Below are 18,895 nucleotides of genomic sequence, written 5' to 3'. Positions count from 1 at the left end.
GAAGCAATCGCCGAAACTAGAGCCACCCTTTTTCCCGAAAATAATCATACACCTTGTTAAGTTGATGTGCAGGTGGCCGTAAAGTTTTCATTGGTCCTTTAGAGAAGGTATTAGGGTTGAGTGGAAAGTCATAGATGTTTGACAAAGTTATAACTCCCCAAAAATGAACTAGTATGCCTTCATAGACAGCCGTCATATGATCTCTGGAGAGATTCTCCATATTAAAAGGTAGAGGTTGGGGAATTGAAGGTAAACCTTCTTCAGATGTTTTTTCCGCTATGATTCTTTGATACATTCCATATATTACCGATCTGCTTGTGAGGTCAATGCCGCACCTGGATATAACTTCGGTTGCTTCTTTCTCAGAGTAACAATTATTAAAAATGTATGCTAACTTTTCCAACGATCTTTTAATCTGCCTTAAAGAAAGAGGTATGTTAGCACTAAAGGCAAGCATCCTTTCAATAGTCTGGTAATGATTTTTGAGCTCGGATAGTTGTTCGCAACCTTCCAGAAGTTTACCAATAATTCCTGGACCAAGCCGGTAGTGTCTTCTAATAATTTTTTCTAGATATTGTTGGGCAGTATCCCTAGTAGGTTCTGGTATTGACGATTCTGTTGTATTCTCTTTGGACCCCTTTTCAAAATATTTGTAGTGTGATTGGAGCATTTCGCTAAATGCTTTGTCATCAATGCCGAGAATAGTTATTACTCGCGATAAATTCAGGAAGTTCTTAAGTTGATCAAGTAACAAAATTGCTCTATCTGGTAAACACCTATCAAGGTCGTCAATGAAAAGAACTAGCACTTCATTATTTGGGCTTAAGGCATCATTAATTGCACTACATAATGCATCCCGCGTTTTTTCCACTGCATCAACCGCATCTAATTGATTCTTCAGCAATAGTTTTTGGAACTGCTTGAAGTATTCTTCGGCATCTTTTGTATTTGGACCTGATGCACCGATTTTCCCACTCGCCCAAGAAAGGGCTATATCCGTTGCAAGACGGACAGCAGATAGCCCCGCCGCAGCAACGTTCAAACCAACCTTTTTTATTTTGCTTCCTCTAGGTTGGAGAGTTTTCTGAATCTTATTGAGCAGACCGACAAACAATTGCTCCTTATCCGCATGGTCATACCACCATGGGTCAAACCAAACTGTGGCATACTTGTTTTTGCGACTTCCATTTTTAAAACACTTCTCCAACGCCCGCATCATAAAAGTTTTTCCGCTTCCCCATCGGCCATAGATGCCGTATATCAAAGGCGGTTCAAAGCTTTCAATCTCGGGTATAATTTCTTCCTCTGCTATTTCAATGAACCCTAGCAAATCTTGTTCATCAAGTTTTTGGGGATTCGGGTCATCAGGCTGAATACGCATTAAATCTTCTTTTTTTATTCCATCCTCCTGGTGGTGGAGGATGTTAAGCGGGCGTTGGCAAAAAGTCAACATGAAAAAGGATTATTTTTGGGGTTTTCTTCGTGTCAGGTTTCGTGGTGGCTAAGGCGATTGCTTCGCCCGCTCGGAGCCGTCTCGCAATGACGTTGTTTGAGAGCTTCTTGAAAACCATCAATCCTTTGCCCCGCAAATCTGCTGCGCAGCTTTGCGGGGACCCCGGGTCTGAAATCTGTCTGCCGAAGCTGTAGGCTTCTAGCTGAAGGCATGCGCTTCCAGCGCTCGTTCGGCCAATGCCACCCCCGGTGGCTCTTTGTCCAGCTTCTGACCAACTTTTGACCATCTTTTGGGGGGCTTTTGACCATCTTTTGTCCAGCTTTTTTACCCCATAAAATTACGGAGTAATTTTATGGTGACCCCGCACTACGAAAAGTTCTTCGCTTTCAAGTAATTGTCAGATTGGAGCTTATACGATTATTGTCCGCCCCAGCCCAGCTTGCGCTTGGCTTCATCGGACATCATGCGGGGGTTCCACGGCGGATCCCATGTAAGTTCAATTTTTACGTCCTTTATACCGTCAAGCTCCCGAACGACCTTCTCAGCCTGATTCGTAAGCATTCCACTCAGAGGGCAGCCCGGCACTGTAAGCGTCATGCGTACGCGAGCTACATCGTTTTCTATCTGGACGTCATAGATAAGTCCAAGATCTACTATGTTTAACCCTATTTCCGGATCAATAACTTTCTTGAGAGCTTCTCTAACTTGCAATTTAGTTACCACTTATACTCCTTGTTCAAGGCTTTCTTCGAGCCAGGAAAGGTATTCTCGAGACCCCTTTACGATGGGTACAGCGACTATCATCGGAATCTCATAACTATGCAATTCTTTTAATTTTATGGAGAGGGCGTCGTACTTGTCTTCGCTTGTCTTAAAGACAGCTATTACCTCTCCCTCTTCCTCAATCATTCCCTTCCACCAGTACATCGAACGCGTATCGTAGAGATTGACGCATGCTGCCAAGCGCTCTTCAATAAGCGCCTTACACACTTTCTCCGCCTCCTCCCTGCTTGAGAAGGTTGTCTGAACTTCTAGAAAATTCATTGGATCAGCGTGGCAAGTGTAGTATTGTTGAAGAATTCATCAAGCAGATCCTGGAGTTTGCACCAGTAGTTTCTGGCTCTGCACTCCTTTTGACGTTCGCAACTACCCTTTCTTCTTGAACATGGAGATACTGAGATACCATCGTTCTGCACAGCCCTGATGATATCGCCCAGGCTTATTTTTTCTGCTGAACGGGCAAGAAAGTATCCGCCGTGCATTCCCCTTAAGCTTTTGACTAAACCTGCTTTACGAAGCTTCAGGAAAAGCTGTTCAAGATATTTAACAGATAAACCTTCAATCTCGGATATGTTTTTTATTGAGAGTGGTTTTTCGTTACTGTCCGCAAGAGCAAGCGTAGCCCTTACAGCATATCGTACTGTAGTATTTAACTTGTTCACAATTCTTATTATAAAGGTATGGATTGTTTTGTCAAGTCCCCTTGTTGTTGTTCTTGACACATCTTGATTTGGAGTTACACTTCGATATGTCGCCTCTTCTTGTAACCGGTGCAAAAGGAAGACTGGGTTCAGCTCTTTACCAGTACTTCTCATCGAAGGGTGAAGATGTGGTCGGCATCTCGCGTGAGGAAGCAGACCTGGCCCAAAAGGATAGCTTGGTAAAACTCATGAAAAGGGTTAAACCAAGAGCGATATTACATGCCGCAGCAATGACGGACGTGGATAAGTGCGAACTAAATCCGGAACAAGCTTACAGGGATAATTATCTGGCAACCCTTAACTTAGCCGATATCTCACATGAAATGAAAGCGCGACTTGTTGCATTAAGCACCGATTACGTTTTTGACGGTGTAAAACCTTCGCCTTACGTCGAGGACGACCTACCAAATCCAGTAAACGTCTACGGCAGAACTAAGCTGGATGCGGAGGAGGCAGTCAAATCGGTGCTTACCGATTATCTTATTATCAGGGTTTCGTGGCTTTTTGGAGGAAAGGGCGATTTTGTTTCGTTCGTCAAAAATACGGTGTCGGAAGGCAAGGTTTTGAAGTTGGTAAGCGACCACAGAGGTTGTCCTTCTTACATAAGCGATTTGCTTCCGGCCCTGGAGTTGCTATTAACTTCGGGCGCGATAGGCGTTTATCATCTGACGAATTCAGGATATTGTACCAGGTACCAGATGGGTCAGGAGATTCTCAGATTGATTGGTTCGGATGCTATCCCCTGGGAGGCTACTTCCGAAGAAGTGGGTTTTGTGGCAAAAAGGCCTAAACAATCGGTTCTTTCGTGCGTCAAATATGAAAAAATGAGCGCCGAACCTATCCGAACCTGGCAGGAAGCCTTGTATGCTTACGTTAAGAACACCGGCAAAGGTTAATATTGGTCTCTGGGTCGAAAAAAAGAGACCGGACGGATACCACGATCTTCGTTCTCTTTTTATCCCTATAGAACTCTTCGATAAGTTGAGTTTTACTATCCAGACAAAGGGAATTGAGCTTTTATGCGATGAACCTCACGTACCGTGCGATTCTACAAATCTTGTGTGGAAGGCAGCCGACCTTTTTTTTACATATACCGGCGTCAGATCAGGCGTGATAATTAGACTCCAAAAGGAAATTCCTGTTGGCCATGGACTTGGAGGCGGTTCATCTGATGCCGCAGCTACCCTTGTGGGTTTGAATCGATTGTTTTCGGCAAAACTTACTATTGATGAATTGTTCTCGCTGGCTCTAGAAGTCGGAATGGATTGTCCTTTTTTTCTTTCGCCGAAACCGTCGCTCGCTCTAGGAAGAGGGGAGGACCTTTTTGATCTGGAAATCGAATCCTTCGATCTCCAGCTCTATCTTCCAGGGTTTGGTGTATCTACACCGTGGGCGTACAAGAACCTTGAACGGTTGACAAACGGCGAAGATGCGTGTAAACTTCTGCTTAAGGCTCTTCTGGAACGGCGATACAAAGAACTCAGAAAGTGGCTTTACAATACTTTCGAGGAAGTAGTTTACAGAAGACACCCCGAACTTTCTAACATCATAGACTGGTTTTACAAAGAAGGTGCGTGGTTTGCAGGTTTATCCGGGAGCGGTTCGGCGCTCTATGCAGCCTTTCCGCCCGATGTTGAGATTGTATTGCCGGAAGGCACAGCGGGATGTTTATTGCGTGTAAAGACGTTAGAGAAATGGGGCGTCGTCTAATGGCAGGACATGGGATTTTGGTTCCCATTATCGGGGTTCGAATCCCTGCGCCCCAGTTTGAATAAAGGAGAATCTTGATAAGAGACGAGATGAAGGTTTTTTGCGGTAACTCTGTTCCGCATCTTGCCAGAGCTATTTGCGATGAACTTGAGATAGACCTTGGTCAGGCGACAGTAGATCATTTCAAGGATGGCGAGATTCGCGTTAAAATCGAGGAGAATATTCGCGGAGTGGATGTATTTATCATTCAATCCACACAACCGCCTTCCGAAAATCTTATGGAGCTTCTTTTGATGCTTGACGCGTGCATGAGAGCGTCCGCCTCGAGAATCACCGCAGTCATACCTTACTATGGTTACGCAAGGCAGGATAAGAAGGATGAACCGCGAGTCCCGATTACTGCCAAGCTTGTGGCCGATCTCATAATGAAAGCGGGCGCCAGCAGGGTGCTTGCGCTTGAACTTCATGCCGAACAGATACAGGGGTTTTTCTCCATCCCGGTTGACCATCTTTACGCCACGCCCGTATTTGCCGAGTTCTTCAAGAAACGCAACCTTTCTTCCTATGTCGTGGTTGCTCCGGATGCGGGAGGCGCAAAGCGAGCAAGGGGATACGCACGCAGATTGGGCGGTCTGCCGATGGCCATAGTGGATAAACGCAGGGAAGAAAAGGACAGGCCTGAAGCCCTTAATCTCGTCGGCGATGTAGATGGAAAGACGTGTCTTCTTTTTGATGATATTGTCAGCACGGGTAACACTCTCCTTGAATCGGCAGGCCTTCTCATGAAACGCGGAGCTAAAGAGGTCAGGGTCGCAGCTACGCATGGTGTGTTTGCAGGAGAGGCTATTGAGAAACTTTCGTCCTCTCCTATAAAAGAAGTTGTCGTTACCGATTCACTGCCGCTTCGTGAACGCCTTCGGGGAGATAAGTTCCAGCTTCTTTCAGTGGCTGGTCTTCTTGCAGAGACAATACGTCGCATACACAACGGAGAATCGGTTAGTGCATTATTTGTTTAAGTTTATCAGTGAAATAGAAGGAGAAAAATGTCAAAGAACGTAATTCATTTCACTTCTAGGGAAGGAACGGGTAAGTCCTTTACCAGGAAGTTGCGTATGCAGGGCAAGATTCCGGCTGTTGTTTACGGCCATGGCGAAGAATCCATACCTGTAACGATAGCGGAGGACGAGTTCCGCGGTGTAATTTCAGGTTTACGCGGCAAGCTTCTGATAACTGAACTCGAATCCCAGGACGGGACAAAGTTCAGCGCAGCCATCAAGGAGATTCAGAGACATCCGGTAAATGAGAAATTCCTCAACGTAGATTTCCAGAAGATTCATCCAGGAGAGGTGCTTCATGTAAGCATACCTGTGCTTACGCACGGGACTCCCGCCGGTCTTAAGACGGGCGGTCTTCTTGAACACGTAAGATACGAGGTAGCTGTAAAAGGACCCGTAGCTAAGCTTCCCCTGCACATCGAACTCGATATTTCCGGGCTTAATGTAGGCGATTCGATACGCGTCAAGGACATCAAGTTCGAAGAAGGAGTGGATGTGCTGACCTCTCCGGAAAGCATTATAGTCGCCGTTATTACCCCGAGGAAGGAAAAAGTCGTGGAAGTTGCAGCCGCTCCTGAGGAAGGCGAGAAAGAAGAGGGTGCTGAGGCCGCTGCAGAGGAGGGTAAAAAGGAGGAGTGATAATCTTTGGTCTTGGAAACCCCGGCGAAGAATACCTTCTCAGCCGCCACAACATCGGATTCATGACCGTCGATGCTGTCGCTATCGGAATGCGTTCAAGATTCAAGATTGAAGGCGAGGCCTTAGTCTCCAAGGGTTCCTACAAAGGGTGCAACTTCAGCCTTGTAAAACCCCTATCCTACATGAATCTTTCTGGCCGGGTTGTCAGGGATTATCTGAAGAGGAATAATGATGGCTACCTGGTCGTAGTTGACGATGTCGATCTTCCTTTCGGAACACTCAGGATTCGAAAACAGGGAGGCGACGGCGGTCATAACGGCCTTGCATCCGTTATCGAATATATGGGGACCGAGGACTTCGCGCGCATGCGGGTAGGGGTAGGTCCAAGACCTGAAGGCTGCGATCTCTCTGATTATGTGCTCTCATCCTTTTCAAGGGATGAGCTTAAACAACTGCCCTGGCTTGTTGATATTTCAAGGGATGCGGTTCTTCTGGTAATCAAGGAAGGTATCGATATCGCCATGAATGAAGTAAACCGCTCGAAGAACCAGGAGCAATGAGAATCGGTATCGTCGGGCTTCCCAATGCGGGCAAGTCGTCCTTGTTCAATCTCCTGACGAGCGGCAGTGTTCCTGTAGAAACGTATCCTTTTACAACCATAGACGCAAACCACGGAATGGCAGCCTTACCCGATCCGTCTCTCGCTAGTCTTGGAAATCTCCTCTCTCCCGAAAAACTGACACCGGCAATGATAGAGATAATCGATATCGCAGGGCTCATAAAGGATGCGCATAAAGGCGAAGGTCTGGGAAACAAGTTTCTAGGGCACATACGCGACGTCGACTTGATATTTCACGTCATCAGAGGTTTCGAGAATTCAGATGTTGCCCATGTCAGCATAGCGATAGATCCCGCCAAGGACAGAGAAGTTGTGCTCGCGGAACTCGCGCTTGCAGACCTTGAGATTGTCGAGCGTAAGCTCGATTACGACCGCAAGAGGGCAGATGCTAAAGATGAACTGACTCTTCTTGAGCGCTTCAGGACATTTATATCGCAAGGCTCCTTCTCCCTGAACGGTTCATACAGCGTTGAGGAAAGACTTAGGCTTAAAAGCCTCGGGCTTCTCATACCCAGGCCGAGAGTGGATGTCCTCAATCTCTCGGATAAAAAGCAGGAAATCCTTCTCGATAAAGCCTACAGGCTATCCGTAAGATTGGAGGAGGAACTCGCCGATTTCCCCGAGCAAGAGAAGGAGGAACTCAGGCGCGAGGCGATGCTTGATCCTTCGGGTTCTAGAGGTTTGCTTGAAAGAGGTCTCGAGGAATTGGGTCTTATAAGATTCTATACGATAAAAGGCTCGGAGGTCAGGTCGTGGATTCTGCCGGACGGTTTAAATGCTCTGAACGCCGCCGAGAAGATACACTCCGACATCGCCGATGGGTTCATCAAGACTGAGGTTTTGAATGTGAATGAATTGCTTGAGATTGGCTCGTGGCACGAAGCATCTGCTGCGGGTCGCCTTAAAGTAAAAGGTAAAGATTACATTGTGCAGAACGGAGACGTCCTGCTCATTAAATTCAGATAGGAGGAACGTTGAGACGTTACCAGGCAGTATTAATACTCGATCCGGATATCGAAGAGAAGGCTCTTAGCGATTTCCGTGAAGTATTCAACAAACTTCTTAAGGGAGCAAAGGCCGAGAATGTTTCGGAACTCGAAAACGATGTTCGCGATCTTGCTCACCCGATAAAAAAGCGTCCGCGTGCGCGCTTCTGGAGAGTCGCATTTGACGCGAACCCCGGCTCGGTTGCTTCAATAAAAAGCGAAATACGTCACGATGAAAGAATGCTAAGACAAATGTACTTTTCTCAGGAGTCCGGAACAGAAATAGCACAGGAAGGTTAGAGATGTCAGACCTGCGGTTGCCGAATCTTAATATGGTGCTTCTTTCGGGCCGTCTTGTCGCAGACCCTGAGTTGCGCTATACACCTAAAGGTACCGCCGTTTGTTCCTTTCGTGTTGCATGTTCGCGCTTCTACAGAGATCGTGATTCAGGCGAATTCAAGAAGGAATCGGATTTCTTTAATGTAGTTGTATGGGACAGAATGGCTGAGTTGGCAGGCGAAAGACTCAGGAAAGGTTCTGCCGTTCTTATAGAAGGTTCTTTGCGCTCGCGTTCGTATGAGGCGCAGGACGGTGGCCGGCGCTACGTAGTCGAGATTCTTTCAAAGAGACTTCAATTTCTTGAAAGTGCGCCGGGAACTAGTCAAGGTTCTGGTGCCGATGAAGGCATGGGCCAGGCTGCTCCTGACTATGAAGACCCGTTTGAGAGTTGACATTATAACAAATAAGTGTAGACTAAACATCTTCTGAAAAAAGGAGTTAACAAGAATATGATGAGAAGACGAAAAGAATGCCGGTTTTGTGTAGAACACGGCGAAGAGATAACGCCTTTCGCGGGTTATCTCTCCGGATTTCTTACCGAGAAGGGCAAGATAGTAAGCCGCCGCACAACCGGTATATGCGCAAGGCATCAGCGCAAGCTGACATCGGCAATTAAGCAGGCTCGAAACCTTGGGATTCTGCCTTACATTGAGCGTTAGGGATAAAAAATGGAAGTGATTCTTACCCAGGATATTACAAAGCTAGGAAAACGCGGTGACTTAGTCAAGGTTAAGGAAGGTTACGCTAGGAATTTTCTTTTTCCTAAAAAGCTTGCGCTCCTGGCCAATGATTCCAATAAAAGGCACTTTACCGAAATCATGAAGCAGACGCGCGCAAGAATGGAAAAGCAGAAGATATCGGCGGAAGAGATGCGTGCAAGGCTTGACGGCGAACACGTAAAATTGACGCTCGCTTTCGGAGAAACAGGCAAGGCATACGGTTCGGTAACCGCCAAGGAGATATCGGCTGCTTTCAGGGAAAAGGGTTTGTACTTCGATCATCATCAGGTGATGCTTGATCATTCCTTGAGAGAAGCCGGAGCACACGACGTTCAGATCCGCATCTTTGCCGATGTGATAGCTACCGTAAAGGTCTGGATTGTACCGGAAGGAAGCGATTCGCAGGAACAACGGCCCGTTGAAACTCAGGAAGTCGAATCCGCAGATCAAGCTACAGCAGAACAGGAGCCGACCGGGGAGGTATAGATGGTAGAGGTGGAGGTGCAGGGGATCTCGCTCGACATGAACAACACACCAGTACTCCTTCTTAAGGAAAGGGAAGGCAATCGCGTGCTGCCCATTTGGGTGGGCCCAATCGAAGCTTCCTCTATCACGTATGCGGTGCGAAGGGAACCCTTCGAGAGACCGCTGACTCTCGACGTCATAAAACGAATTATAGAAGCCCTCGGCGCAAGCGTGGAGCGTGTTCTTATTACTCAGCTCAAGGACAACACATACTACGCCAGTCTGCATCTTTCAAGAAACGGCGAGATGATAGCGATAGACGCCAGGCCATCCGACTCCGTGGCTATAGCCGTTCATTTGAGAGCGCCTATCTTCATAGACGATGAACTGATGGCTTCTCAGGGCAAGGTAATCAGCGAGGACGAGCACCTCAAGCTTGAGGAACTCAAGGAAAAACTGAGGAACACTGAGCCGGAAGACTTCGGAGATTTTAAGCTTTAACATGCAGGATCTTGCGAACATTATCTCCAGGCTAATGCGAGGGGTCCAGGAGTGTCTGTCTGAGGACGAGCTCAAGCTGCGGCTCCAGACGGCAGAGAAAGAAGCAAGGCCTTTAAGGGTCAAGCTCGGCATCGACCCTACAGGACCTGATATCCACCTGGGGTTCGCCGTACCCTTGCGCAAGCTGCGCGATTTCCAGGATGAAGGCCACACTGCCGTTCTTATCGTCGGCGACTTCACGGCCATGATAGGCGATCCATCCGGTCGCTCCAAGACAAGGCCGCAGCTTACGCACGAGGAGATTCAGAATAACGTAAAACGTTTCGAAAAACAGCTTTACAGAATCCTCGATCCTTCGCGCACCGAGATTCGGTACAACTCCGAGTGGAGCGAACCTCTGGGAGCGTCGGGCGTTATCAAGCTTACAGGCAAGTATACAGTGTCCCAGATTCTGCAGCGTGAGGACTTCTCCAAGCGTCTGTCCGAGGGTAATCCCGTGTTCATGCACGAGCTTCTCTATCCCTTGTTCCAGGGATACGACTCCGTAGCGGTAAAGGCCGATGTTGAACTGGGCGGCTACGACCAGAGGCTCAATCTTCTCGTAGGAAGGGAGCTGCAGCGAGAGTTCGGGCAGCCTTCCCAGATAATCATGATGATGCCTCTTCTTGAAGGTCTTGCGGGCGGAGCAAAGATGTCAAAATCCTACAACAACTACGTAGGAATAGAGGACTCTCCATCCGATATGTTCGGCAAGCTCATGTCAATTCCCGATAGTCTTATCGAACAGTATTTCTGGCTTGCCGCGCTTGCTGACGAGGCAAAGCTTTCTGAAATCCGTAGCCGTCTTTCATCAGGAGAAAATCCTCGAAATATAAAAGCCGAGATGGCGCGGACGGTTGTTGCGCTCTACCATTCCGAGGATGCGGCACGAGAGGCTGATGAGGGGTTCAAGAAAGTATTTTCGGAAAAGGGGATACCGGAAGAGATGGTTGAAATCAAGATCGTCTCCGGCGTAAAACTTACCGATATTATCTCCTTGAACGGGCTCGCGTCATCCAAAACCGAGGCTCGCCGCCTAATTCAGCAGGGCGCGGTCAGCATTGACGGTGTTAAAATCACGAACCCCGACCACGTTCTCAATCTCACAGAACCGTCCGTGCTCAAGGTCGGCAAGCTGCGCTTCGCAAGACTTTTACCTTAGAATCTTTCCGTTGTAACTTGCATATATTGACACATTCTGACAGGACGGTATAGTTTTAGCATGTGTTTCCAGGATTAAATCATTGATTGATTTGCTTACTGGGGTCGGTTGTAGCAGGAGTATTTCTTTTGTTTAATCCCTTTCAGATGAACATACAGCGGATGATAATCTCATACATTCCCACCCATCCTCCCCCGCCAAGGGTGAGGGGTTAGGGGCAAGGTGAAATACCTATTCGAGGTCCCAATAATGCTTAAATCACTTGCATTTAAATGATGAGAAGGAAACGTACTCCTCTATCAAAAGCATTGCGTAAAAACATGGCGGATGCGGAGAATAAGCTCTGGAAACGTTTTAACCATAAACAACCAGGTGTTATGTTCAGGCGGCAGTATCCCTTTGAGAAATACATTGTAGATTTTGATGTAAAGCTGATAATCGAGGTTGATGGTGCTGAGCATCTTGGATCAGACAAAGACAAAAAAAGGGACGAATGGTTTATCTCGCAAGGATTCATGGTCTTGAGGTTCTGGGATAACGAAATAATGAGTAATATTGACGATGCTATTACCGAGATAAAACAAAAAGTCGATTCCTTACGAGTTATCTTTTAATCCTTGACTTTTTTTAGCCATCGCCTATCATTACAGCTATGGCTAAGAAAACTAAAGATGTTATGGAAGTTAAACCGAAAGTTGAGGCTGGTCCAGCGTGTCCGGATGACAAGCCCAGCGAAGATTTAATCCCGGTATACATATACGGCAAGAGGTTCTTTGTGCCCTCTTCTATGACTATTGTAACAGCGATGGAATATGTCGGCTTTCAGTTCAAGAAGGCAATAGGCTGCCGCGAAGGCTTTTGCGGCGCATGCGCCACCATCTACCGGCTCGAAGGCGACTACAAGCTTAAGACAGGTCTTGGCTGCCAGACGGTCGTTCAGCCGAATATGTATCTCGTTCAGATACCGTTCTCGCCGGCCGTAAAGGCTCTCTACGACATCGCCAGGCTCAAGCCCGATATCACCTCCATCCAGCGCTACTACCCGGAGGTTTTCCGCTGCGTGGCCTGCAATACCTGCACCAAGGCATGCCCGCAGGAGATAGAGGTAATGGAATATATCCAGGCGGTAAAGAGGGGAGATATTGCCAGAGCCGCCGATCTTTCGTTCGACTGCATTATGTGCGGCCTTTGCGCCGTTCGCTGTCCGGCTGAGATGGTGCAGTACAACATTGCGCTTCTTGCAAGACGTCTTACCGGACGATACCTTCTCCCGCGCTCCAGACATCTTGAAGAACGCATTGCAGAACTCAAGGACGGTAATTTTGAGAAAGAGATCGGCGAGATGAAGAAGATTACTAAGGATGAGCTTAAGAAGCGCTACTCAGAACGCAAACTCGACTTCAAGGTCTTCTAGGAGGCATGATGAGCGGATATCCTGAATACATGCAGCCTTCGCTGGAAAAGGTAAGGGCTACAAGACAGGCTAGGCTTGAGAAGGCCAAGGCTGGACGTGAAGTAGTCAAAGCTATGACGCTTGCCGAGCGCGAAGAGGTTCTCAATAAATTCCACCCCGACTATGCTCTAGACGCACGCAAGCCAATACGTATCGGCCCTAATAAAAACGAGCAGATGACCTCCAGGGTCGTAGACCTCTTGGAATCCTACCCGCGTATAAACCCCGATGCATTCGACCTCTCCAAGCCGGATTACGATACGGACGTTTTAATCATAGGAGCAGGAGGAGGAGGGTGCATGGCCGCGATACAGGTTGCAAACGCCGGTCTGCGGTCAGTTCTTGTTACCAAGCTTCGCGTTGGAGATTCCAACTCCATGATGTCGCAGGGCGGCATGCAGGCCGCCGTGAATCCTCACGATAACCCAGCCATTCACTATCTCGACGCGATAGGCGGTGGGCATTTCGACAACAGGCCCGAGCTCGTCGAGATCCTGACCATGGACGGTCCTATGATTGCCGCCTACCTCGAAGAATTAGGCGTCATGTGGGACAAGGAGAAGGATGGAAGAATCAAGACGGAATCGGGCGGAGGAACTTCACGCTGCAGAATGATGTCCTGCAGAGACTATACAGGCGCCGAGATTCAGCGCGTTCTTCGTGACGAGGTAAAGAACCACCCGGACAAGATAACGATAGTCGAATATTCGCCCGCAGTCGAGCTCCTTCTGGACGAGAAAGGCGAAGCCGCCGGAGCCCTTCTTTACAACATGGAGACCGAGGAGTACCAGGTCGTGCGTGCACGTTCGGTCATCATGTCGACTGGCGGCTACGGACGTCTGCACATCAAGGGTTTTGCAACTACAAACCATTACGGCGCTACTGCAGACGGTCTTGTGATGGCCTACCACGCCGGAGCCAAGCTCCTTTACATGGATTCTGTCCAGTATCACCCAACGGGCGCCGTTTTCCCCGAGCAGATACTCGGTTTCCTCATCACTGAGAAGGTTCGCGGTCTGGGAGGCCAGCCCGTAAACAGCGAAGGCGAGTTGTTCGTTTTTCCGCTTGAACCCCGCGACGTAGAAGCTTCCGCATTCATTCGTGAGGCTACCGAGCGATGCCTGGGAATAGAGACTCCTACGGGAAAGGTAGGGGTATGGCTCGATTCGCCTATAGTTAACCTGCTCAACGGACCTGGAGCCATAGAGGCTTTGCTTCCAGCCATGATGCGGCAGTACAAGCGCTTCGGTATCGACATAAACTCCGAACCTATGCTAGTATATCCCACCCTTCATTACCAGAACGGCGGCATAGAGATTAATGCCAAGACCGAATCAACCATTCCTGGTCTTTTTGCCGCTGGCGAGGTTACGGGCGGGGTGCACGGCCGCAACCGTCTCATGGGCAACTCCGTACTTGACTACAACGTGTTCGGCAGGCGCTCAGGCATAGCGGCTGCCGAAAGGGCAAAATCCCTCATGGTCAAGCCTCCTGCAAAGCTCCACCTCGATCACGTGCGTGCGTTCCGCAAGGAGCTTGAAAAGGCAGGTATCCCGGAATCATCGCATGCTCCGATACTTATTCCCGAATACCGCAATCCGGACCTTCTTAAGAAGCACCGCAAGGATTACGACCCTTTCTTCGGAACCTTCGTCTGATTGGCGATTGGCTTTTAAGTCTCATAGATTAACGATTAAAGAGGGGTGAGATATCTCGTAACTTCAAATGCTTTAAATAATATTTTTTATGATTTAATTAATCTATTCCCACGGCTTAACGTAAGCATCGACAGTAAAGGAGGATTCATGGGCATTACGTGTTTTGTGACCGCTATTGCATCGTTGGTTTGCTTGGTTGTAAGCATAGGATTCAGCGGTTTTGCACCGTACGTTTTTTGCAGGATCCTTTTCTGGGCGGCACCAGCACTCAGTGTATTAGCCTTCATTCTTGGGATCATCCCTATCGTACGAAAGAAAAAGTCTTCAGTGGCGGTTGCAGGTTTTGTAATCTCCATACTTGTTTTGCTTGCGACGGTTTTACTAATCCTTTGGCTGATACCCATGCAGTTGGTAAGATTCACATATTGAAAAAGCTGAGTGATTTTTTTAGATAGATCTTCGTTCGAAATTTAAGGGAAACCCTAACGGATTGAGATATAGGACACGTCTTGGAAGTTTGTGTCAGGTAATTTTAAAGAATTCGAGAATCTTAGAGTCACAAGTAGTTGACAAAAAAAGGGGTGTCCCTATAATAATCCGACGCACAAGTCTTATCGGATTGGGTTTTTGAACTTCAAAAGATTAAATTTAGGAGGTTTAATGGGTGTAGCAAGTTTGATACTCTCAATCATCGGTCTCGTAATAGGAGTCGTAGGGCTCATTCCACTGCTCGGAGTCCTTAACTGGATTGCCTTAATCTTCGGCTTATTGGGATTTATCTTCGGAATAATTCCTATTGCGAAAAAGAAAAGATCAGGCGTGGCAATAGCGGGATTCGTCATATCTATATTGGTCTTAGTAATTGCAATTATAAGGCTCATTCTGGGCGGAGGCATAGTTTAGTATCCATATACTTTACAAATATCCGAGATTTTGGGGTAATGAGTCAGATTTTATAATCAGGTAAAACACACCTTATCTGATAAATAAGTCCTTGACAGAGTGTGAGTTTTTGTATAAAATGCCGCATCGTGTTAACACTTCAATTTCAACGGAGGTTGCATTGAGTACAGATCATCCTCTTCACTTTAACATAGACTACCCAGAGAAGCTATCGCGCGGCATACTGATTCTGCGTCTTTTCTTTGGCTGGCTCTATGTCGGTATCCCTCACTTCTTTATCCTGGGCTTTCTCGGAATAGCCGTAGGATTCGTGAGCTTTATCGCATGGTGGGCAATCCTTTTCACGGGCAAGTATCCCCAGGGTATGTTCAATTTCGTGGTGGGCTACCAGCGCTGGATGCAGCGCGTTATGGCTTACATGGGTTATATGACCGACAAGTATCCTCCCTTCTCCACCAAAGAGGTTGAAGGAAACCCGGTTCATTATAACATAGACTACCCGGAGAAGCTGTCGCGCGGTATTCTTATACTTCGTCTCTTCTTCGGCGCTCTCTATTGTGCGTTGCCCCATTACTTTATTCTCATGTTCCTTGCCATCGCCGTAGGATTTATTAGCTTCATCGCATGGTGGGCAATCCTTTTCACGGGCAAGTATCCCCAGGGTATGTTCAACTTCGTGGTGAACTACAATCGCTGGATGCTCAGGGTTGGCGCTTATATGAACTATATGACCGACAAGTACCCGCCCTTCAACGGCAAAGAATAATACGTTTAGCAAATATTTTGAGGCCGGTTACCGGCCTCTTTTTTTGGCAAAAGACTTAAGGCCCCGGATACCCGGGGCCTTAAGTGGTTCGCTTTTAGTTAAACTTACGACTTTGTTTTTTTGGCTTTTCTTGAGCGGATGATGCTTCTAACGAGAAGGAAGATAAGGAATCCGATTCCGGCGAGCGGTATGAGAACAACTAGTGCGTAAAGTATGGCGATGAAGATGTTGACGAGTACCCTTGCAGCAACCACGAAGCCGTGTCCGACTTCTGACCAGTTTATGAAGGGTTCGGATACGGGTCTTGACTCGCTGTAAAGGGAAAGGGTAATGGTGGATTCGCCGACCATCGTCTCAAGATACTTCATGCGGCCCTTGATGCGGTTTACGTTGTAGCCGATGCGTTCAAGCTGCTGCTCGACCGTGATTGCCTCATCTACATTCTTCGCCTGCTTGAGTAATTCAAAGAAGCGCGCCTTCATCTCGAGCTGCGTCTCGAGTTCCGCAGAAAGATCGTAGTACTCCTCGGTCACGTCCTGGCCCGATATGGTCTTGGTTTCAACATTCCCCAGCTCCTCAAGAGCGCTGACGAGAGCGAGAAACCCTTCGGGATTAACCTTTATTGTCAGGTCTGCCCTTGCGCCTCCGGATTCCGAGACCGTGCCGCTCTGCACGTAGCCGCCTTTGGCTTCGACAAGCATCAGCGTTTGAGAGTATGCCTTATCAACATCCTTAACCCTGATACCCAAAGATCCTGTCTTGATGACCATCCTGCTCGCAGGAAGGTCGAGGTCGGAAGCCTCGCTCGTTCCGCCTGTTGAACGCAGCATCTGCACTTCAGATTTACCACCGGATGCGGCGGGCGCGGGCTTGGACTCATCCGCTGATCCGCTATAGGAATAATAGCGGTCTTTCATCTGTTGAAGCTTCGATGTTTCGTTGACTTGGTTTTGAGTTTTACCTTTGCATGCTAACGTGCCTACGAGCGCAACGAGAATCAAAAAGAGCGGAAAAAATCTTTTCATTCAAGCCTCCTTTTAGGAATTGCTTTTGCTATACAAAACTATACCCTAAAAATCCCTTATTATTCCCCGTATTCGAGCTATCGCAGGTTTATTCTATTGTGAATTCGACGTATGCCGGAAGCAGAATACTGGACGTTTTTTCCATATCCTGCAGTTTGCCGTTGTAGTACAATTCGATCTTCAGTTCATTCTGGTCGAGTGACGTTTTCCATACGGTTGCCGAAACCTTGTCCCCTTTCGGATAGACATCGATTTGATATTCCTTGGGGGCGTAACTTTCAATTCCGGATGTGTCGACTACATTGCTTTTATACGAGAGATTGAAAGGTACAGGCAGATCGTTATCGTTGTATATCTTGATTGTGGCAAAATTTGGTCCGGAACAGGCCATGAAACCAAATGACACTACTGCAAGAGCAATTAAGAATATGTTCTTCATCTTTTTCTCCTATGGTTTTTGATTCCTTGCAAAGTTTACTCCACAAATCAACCTCTGTCAATAGAAAAGCCGGTCGTGCGACCGGCTGAGGTATAAGGTTTATCGGGCTATCACTATTTTTCGTCCGGTTTTAATTCCTTGCCTTCGATTTCGACTTCAACCTCAGTAGAGTCGCCATCTATCTTCTTTATTATCTTGATGCTTTTGCACTTTCCTTTTTCGAGTTCTAATTTGTCGAGTTTTATTGTGTCGCCGTTCATGATAACGATATCGCCCTCGAATCTGGGCATCAGGAACGTATCCTTGCCGACGATGTACTTATTTCCCTCGATTACGAATGTCGGAAAATTCTTTCCGTTGAGCAGCTCTTTGTCTATGAGTATCGTGTCTTTGCCCAGTATGCACTTATCATTTTCAATGCGGTAACCTGTGAGCCCTTCAATCATGGGAATAATGATAGTATCCGCTGTATCGCTCTTGATTATTATTTTATACTTTTTGGTCATCGAATCGTATTCGCCTTCAAGGAACGTCAGCCCATCAAAGCCGTACAGAATAGCCGAATCACCAACAAGTGTATCCATCATAAGGGTCAGCTCAGGGCCGTTAAGGATAATATGTTTCCTGAGAGAGAGACTGTCACCGTCCTGCTTGATGATCATGATACTTGCCGTTTCCGAACAGGATTTCTCCTTGATGTTTTTCCTGGAAGAGCACCCGTAGAGGGTTATTCCCAAAAGCAAAAGGAACCCCAGAAAGATTCTTCTCATAATTAGCCTCCTTGGATCATGAGTTGTCTATGGTAATTTGACGGTCAGGGAGAGTTAAACGTCAACCTTTATTCAGAGTCTAAGAAAGGCTTTTATTATTAAATCGATGTGAATGTAGCGTAAGCCCTCGATGGATCTCAAAACAAAGAGCGCGATAAGAAAAACGGATGCCGCGCATACAGTAATTGCCAGGTTTATGAAGAAACCTCTCTCCCTCGCTTCGGTCATAGCCTTTTAGTCATCCCGCTTTCGTGTTCTAGTAATCTTTTTTTGAGTTCAATCCCTCCGGCAAAGCCCGCAAGACCGCCTTTTTTCCCAATGACCCTGTGGCACGGTATCACTATCGGGAACGGATTTTTGGCCATTATTCTTCCAACGGCGCGCGCCGCTTTCGGATAGCCAGCGCGCTCGGCAAGTTCTGCGTAGCTAAGCGTTTCGCCGCAATCCGTTCGGCCGAGCACCTCGAGCACCTTGATTCCAAACCCGGAAGCCTTTGAAAAATCGAGCGGCAGTTTGAAGTTAACCCTATTGCCCTCAAGATAAGACTCGAGCTGTTTGAAGAATGAGGATACTTCTTCGGGAGGATTGGAGGCATGATTTCCTTTTTTGGGATTAAGATTAATCCGAACCGCCCTGCCCCCGCTCCACACAACCTCGAGGCTAAGCCATTTCGATGAAAACAGGTATCTTTCCACGAAGTTAAGTATAATCCG

Annotated in this window: 28 protein-coding genes and 1 tRNA gene; 19 read left to right on the top strand and 10 right to left on the bottom strand. The window is 47.4% G+C overall.

What is annotated here, in order from left to right; all coding sequences use genetic code 11:
* Nucleotides 1–16 precede the first annotated feature (16 nt).
* The 5 genes from GX441_05710 to GX441_05690 all read right to left on the bottom strand — a co-directional run bounded on the left by GX441_05710 (nucleotide 17) and on the right by GX441_05690 (nucleotide 2,895).
* A complete protein-coding gene (locus GX441_05710; GenBank protein ID NLI98140.1) occupies nucleotides 17–1,453 on the bottom strand; it encodes a hypothetical protein in 1,437 nt (478 codons plus the stop codon).
* Nucleotides 1,425–1,739, bottom strand: coding sequence for a hypothetical protein (locus GX441_05705; GenBank protein ID NLI98139.1), 315 nt, complete (start codon nucleotides 1,737–1,739; stop codon nucleotides 1,425–1,427). The genes GX441_05710 and GX441_05705 overlap by 29 nt, the downstream gene beginning before the upstream one ends.
* Nucleotides 1,740–1,870: 131 nt before the next feature.
* Nucleotides 1,871–2,176 (bottom strand): metal-sulfur cluster assembly factor, encoded by a 306-nt coding sequence (locus tag GX441_05700; protein ID NLI98138.1) that lies wholly within the window; start codon nucleotides 2,174–2,176, stop codon nucleotides 1,871–1,873.
* A complete protein-coding gene (locus tag GX441_05695; protein ID NLI98137.1) occupies nucleotides 2,177–2,497 on the bottom strand; it encodes a divalent-cation tolerance protein CutA in 321 nt (106 codons plus the stop codon). It lies immediately after the preceding gene.
* Nucleotides 2,494–2,895: an Rrf2 family transcriptional regulator gene (locus GX441_05690; protein ID NLI98136.1), complete on the bottom strand. Its 402-nt coding sequence runs from the start codon at nucleotides 2,893–2,895 to the stop codon at nucleotides 2,494–2,496. Before GX441_05690 ends, GX441_05695 begins: the two co-directional genes overlap by 4 nt.
* 86 nt (nucleotides 2,896–2,981) lie before the next feature.
* Here GX441_05690 and rfbD point away from each other — a divergent pair, with 86 nt between their 5' ends.
* The 19 genes from rfbD (at nucleotide 2,982) to GX441_05595 (ending at nucleotide 15,948) form a co-directional block, all read left to right on the top strand.
* Complete coding sequence (gene rfbD, locus GX441_05685; protein NLI98135.1) at nucleotides 2,982–3,830, top strand: dTDP-4-dehydrorhamnose reductase; 849 nt, start codon at nucleotides 2,982–2,984, stop codon at nucleotides 3,828–3,830.
* Nucleotides 3,799–4,644, top strand: a complete 846-nt coding sequence (ispE, locus tag GX441_05680) for a 4-(cytidine 5'-diphospho)-2-C-methyl-D-erythritol kinase (GenBank protein ID NLI98134.1) — start codon at nucleotides 3,799–3,801, stop codon at nucleotides 4,642–4,644. The genes rfbD and ispE overlap by 32 nt, the downstream gene beginning before the upstream one ends.
* Nucleotides 4,630–4,700, top strand: a tRNA-Gln gene (locus GX441_05675). Before ispE ends, GX441_05675 begins: the two co-directional genes overlap by 15 nt.
* Before the next feature lie 33 nt (nucleotides 4,701–4,733).
* Nucleotides 4,734–5,660: a ribose-phosphate pyrophosphokinase gene (locus GX441_05670; protein NLI98133.1), complete on the top strand. Its 927-nt coding sequence runs from the start codon at nucleotides 4,734–4,736 to the stop codon at nucleotides 5,658–5,660.
* Between the two features lie 27 nt (nucleotides 5,661–5,687).
* Nucleotides 5,688–6,338 carry a 50S ribosomal protein L25 gene (locus GX441_05665; protein NLI98132.1) on the top strand — a complete coding sequence of 217 codons (651 nt, stop codon included), beginning with the start codon at nucleotides 5,688–5,690 and terminating at the stop codon, nucleotides 6,336–6,338.
* A complete protein-coding gene (locus GX441_05660) occupies nucleotides 6,335–6,898 on the top strand; it encodes an aminoacyl-tRNA hydrolase (protein ID NLI98131.1) in 564 nt (187 codons plus the stop codon). Before GX441_05665 ends, GX441_05660 begins: the two co-directional genes overlap by 4 nt.
* Complete coding sequence (gene ychF, locus GX441_05655; GenBank protein ID NLI98130.1) at nucleotides 6,895–7,923, top strand: redox-regulated ATPase YchF; 1,029 nt, start codon at nucleotides 6,895–6,897, stop codon at nucleotides 7,921–7,923. The genes GX441_05660 and ychF overlap by 4 nt, the downstream gene beginning before the upstream one ends.
* Nucleotides 7,924–7,931: 8 nt before the next feature.
* A complete protein-coding gene (rpsF, locus tag GX441_05650; protein ID NLI98129.1) occupies nucleotides 7,932–8,243 on the top strand; it encodes a 30S ribosomal protein S6 in 312 nt (103 codons plus the stop codon).
* A gap of 2 nt (nucleotides 8,244–8,245) precedes the next feature.
* The gene (ssb, locus tag GX441_05645; protein ID NLI98128.1) at nucleotides 8,246–8,674 is read left to right on the top strand and encodes a single-stranded DNA-binding protein; all 429 of its coding nucleotides are present in this window, start codon (nucleotides 8,246–8,248) and stop codon (nucleotides 8,672–8,674) included.
* A gap of 57 nt (nucleotides 8,675–8,731) precedes the next feature.
* The gene (locus GX441_05640) at nucleotides 8,732–8,941 is read left to right on the top strand and encodes a 30S ribosomal protein S18 (GenBank protein NLI98127.1); all 210 of its coding nucleotides are present in this window, start codon (nucleotides 8,732–8,734) and stop codon (nucleotides 8,939–8,941) included.
* Between the two features lie 9 nt (nucleotides 8,942–8,950).
* The gene (locus tag GX441_05635; GenBank protein ID NLI98126.1) at nucleotides 8,951–9,487 is read left to right on the top strand and encodes a 50S ribosomal protein L9; all 537 of its coding nucleotides are present in this window, start codon (nucleotides 8,951–8,953) and stop codon (nucleotides 9,485–9,487) included.
* The gene (locus tag GX441_05630) at nucleotides 9,488–9,967 is read left to right on the top strand and encodes a bifunctional nuclease family protein (GenBank protein NLI98125.1); all 480 of its coding nucleotides are present in this window, start codon (nucleotides 9,488–9,490) and stop codon (nucleotides 9,965–9,967) included.
* Between the two features lies 1 nt (nucleotide 9,968).
* Nucleotides 9,969–11,168, top strand: coding sequence for a tyrosine--tRNA ligase (locus GX441_05625; GenBank protein ID NLI98124.1), 1,200 nt, complete (start codon nucleotides 9,969–9,971; stop codon nucleotides 11,166–11,168).
* A gap of 272 nt (nucleotides 11,169–11,440) precedes the next feature.
* A complete protein-coding gene (locus tag GX441_05620; protein ID NLI98123.1) occupies nucleotides 11,441–11,782 on the top strand; it encodes a DUF559 domain-containing protein in 342 nt (113 codons plus the stop codon).
* A gap of 62 nt (nucleotides 11,783–11,844) precedes the next feature.
* Nucleotides 11,845–12,582, top strand: coding sequence for a 4Fe-4S dicluster domain-containing protein (locus GX441_05615; GenBank protein ID NLI98122.1), 738 nt, complete (start codon nucleotides 11,845–11,847; stop codon nucleotides 12,580–12,582).
* A gap of 8 nt (nucleotides 12,583–12,590) precedes the next feature.
* Nucleotides 12,591–14,279 (top strand): FAD-binding protein, encoded by a 1,689-nt coding sequence (locus tag GX441_05610; GenBank protein NLI98121.1) that lies wholly within the window; start codon nucleotides 12,591–12,593, stop codon nucleotides 14,277–14,279.
* Nucleotides 14,280–14,426: 147 nt separating this feature from the next.
* Nucleotides 14,427–14,708, top strand: a complete 282-nt coding sequence (locus GX441_05605) for a hypothetical protein (protein ID NLI98120.1) — start codon at nucleotides 14,427–14,429, stop codon at nucleotides 14,706–14,708.
* 231 nt (nucleotides 14,709–14,939) lie between these two features.
* Nucleotides 14,940–15,182: a hypothetical protein gene (locus GX441_05600; protein ID NLI98119.1), complete on the top strand. Its 243-nt coding sequence runs from the start codon at nucleotides 14,940–14,942 to the stop codon at nucleotides 15,180–15,182.
* A 160-nt stretch (nucleotides 15,183–15,342) separates the two neighbouring features.
* Nucleotides 15,343–15,948, top strand: coding sequence for a DUF4389 domain-containing protein (locus GX441_05595; GenBank protein ID NLI98118.1), 606 nt, complete (start codon nucleotides 15,343–15,345; stop codon nucleotides 15,946–15,948).
* A gap of 104 nt (nucleotides 15,949–16,052) precedes the next feature.
* Here GX441_05595 and GX441_05590 read toward each other — a convergent pair whose 3' ends face one another.
* The 5 genes from GX441_05590 to GX441_05570 all read right to left on the bottom strand — a co-directional run bounded on the left by GX441_05590 (nucleotide 16,053) and on the right by GX441_05570 (nucleotide 18,892).
* Nucleotides 16,053–16,973 carry a DUF4349 domain-containing protein gene (locus GX441_05590; GenBank protein NLI98117.1) on the bottom strand — a complete coding sequence of 307 codons (921 nt, stop codon included), beginning with the start codon at nucleotides 16,971–16,973 and terminating at the stop codon, nucleotides 16,053–16,055.
* Between the two features lie 88 nt (nucleotides 16,974–17,061).
* Nucleotides 17,062–17,412: a hypothetical protein gene (locus tag GX441_05585; GenBank protein ID NLI98116.1), complete on the bottom strand. Its 351-nt coding sequence runs from the start codon at nucleotides 17,410–17,412 to the stop codon at nucleotides 17,062–17,064.
* A 113-nt stretch (nucleotides 17,413–17,525) separates the two neighbouring features.
* Nucleotides 17,526–18,182, bottom strand: a complete 657-nt coding sequence (locus GX441_05580; GenBank protein NLI98115.1) for a hypothetical protein — start codon at nucleotides 18,180–18,182, stop codon at nucleotides 17,526–17,528.
* Nucleotides 18,183–18,254: 72 nt separating this feature from the next.
* Complete coding sequence (locus tag GX441_05575) at nucleotides 18,255–18,410, bottom strand: hypothetical protein (GenBank protein NLI98114.1); 156 nt, start codon at nucleotides 18,408–18,410, stop codon at nucleotides 18,255–18,257.
* Nucleotides 18,407–18,892 carry a methylated-DNA--[protein]-cysteine S-methyltransferase gene (locus GX441_05570; GenBank protein ID NLI98113.1) on the bottom strand — a complete coding sequence of 162 codons (486 nt, stop codon included), beginning with the start codon at nucleotides 18,890–18,892 and terminating at the stop codon, nucleotides 18,407–18,409. Before GX441_05570 ends, GX441_05575 begins: the two co-directional genes overlap by 4 nt.
* Between the last annotated feature and the right edge of the window lie 3 nt (nucleotides 18,893–18,895).

It is taken from the genome of bacterium (assembly GCA_012517375.1).
Lineage (GTDB): Bacteria > Hydrothermota > Tepidihabitantia > B3-TA06 > B3-TA06 > JAAYVC01.
This window is presented reverse-complemented; position numbering and strand designations above follow the sequence as displayed.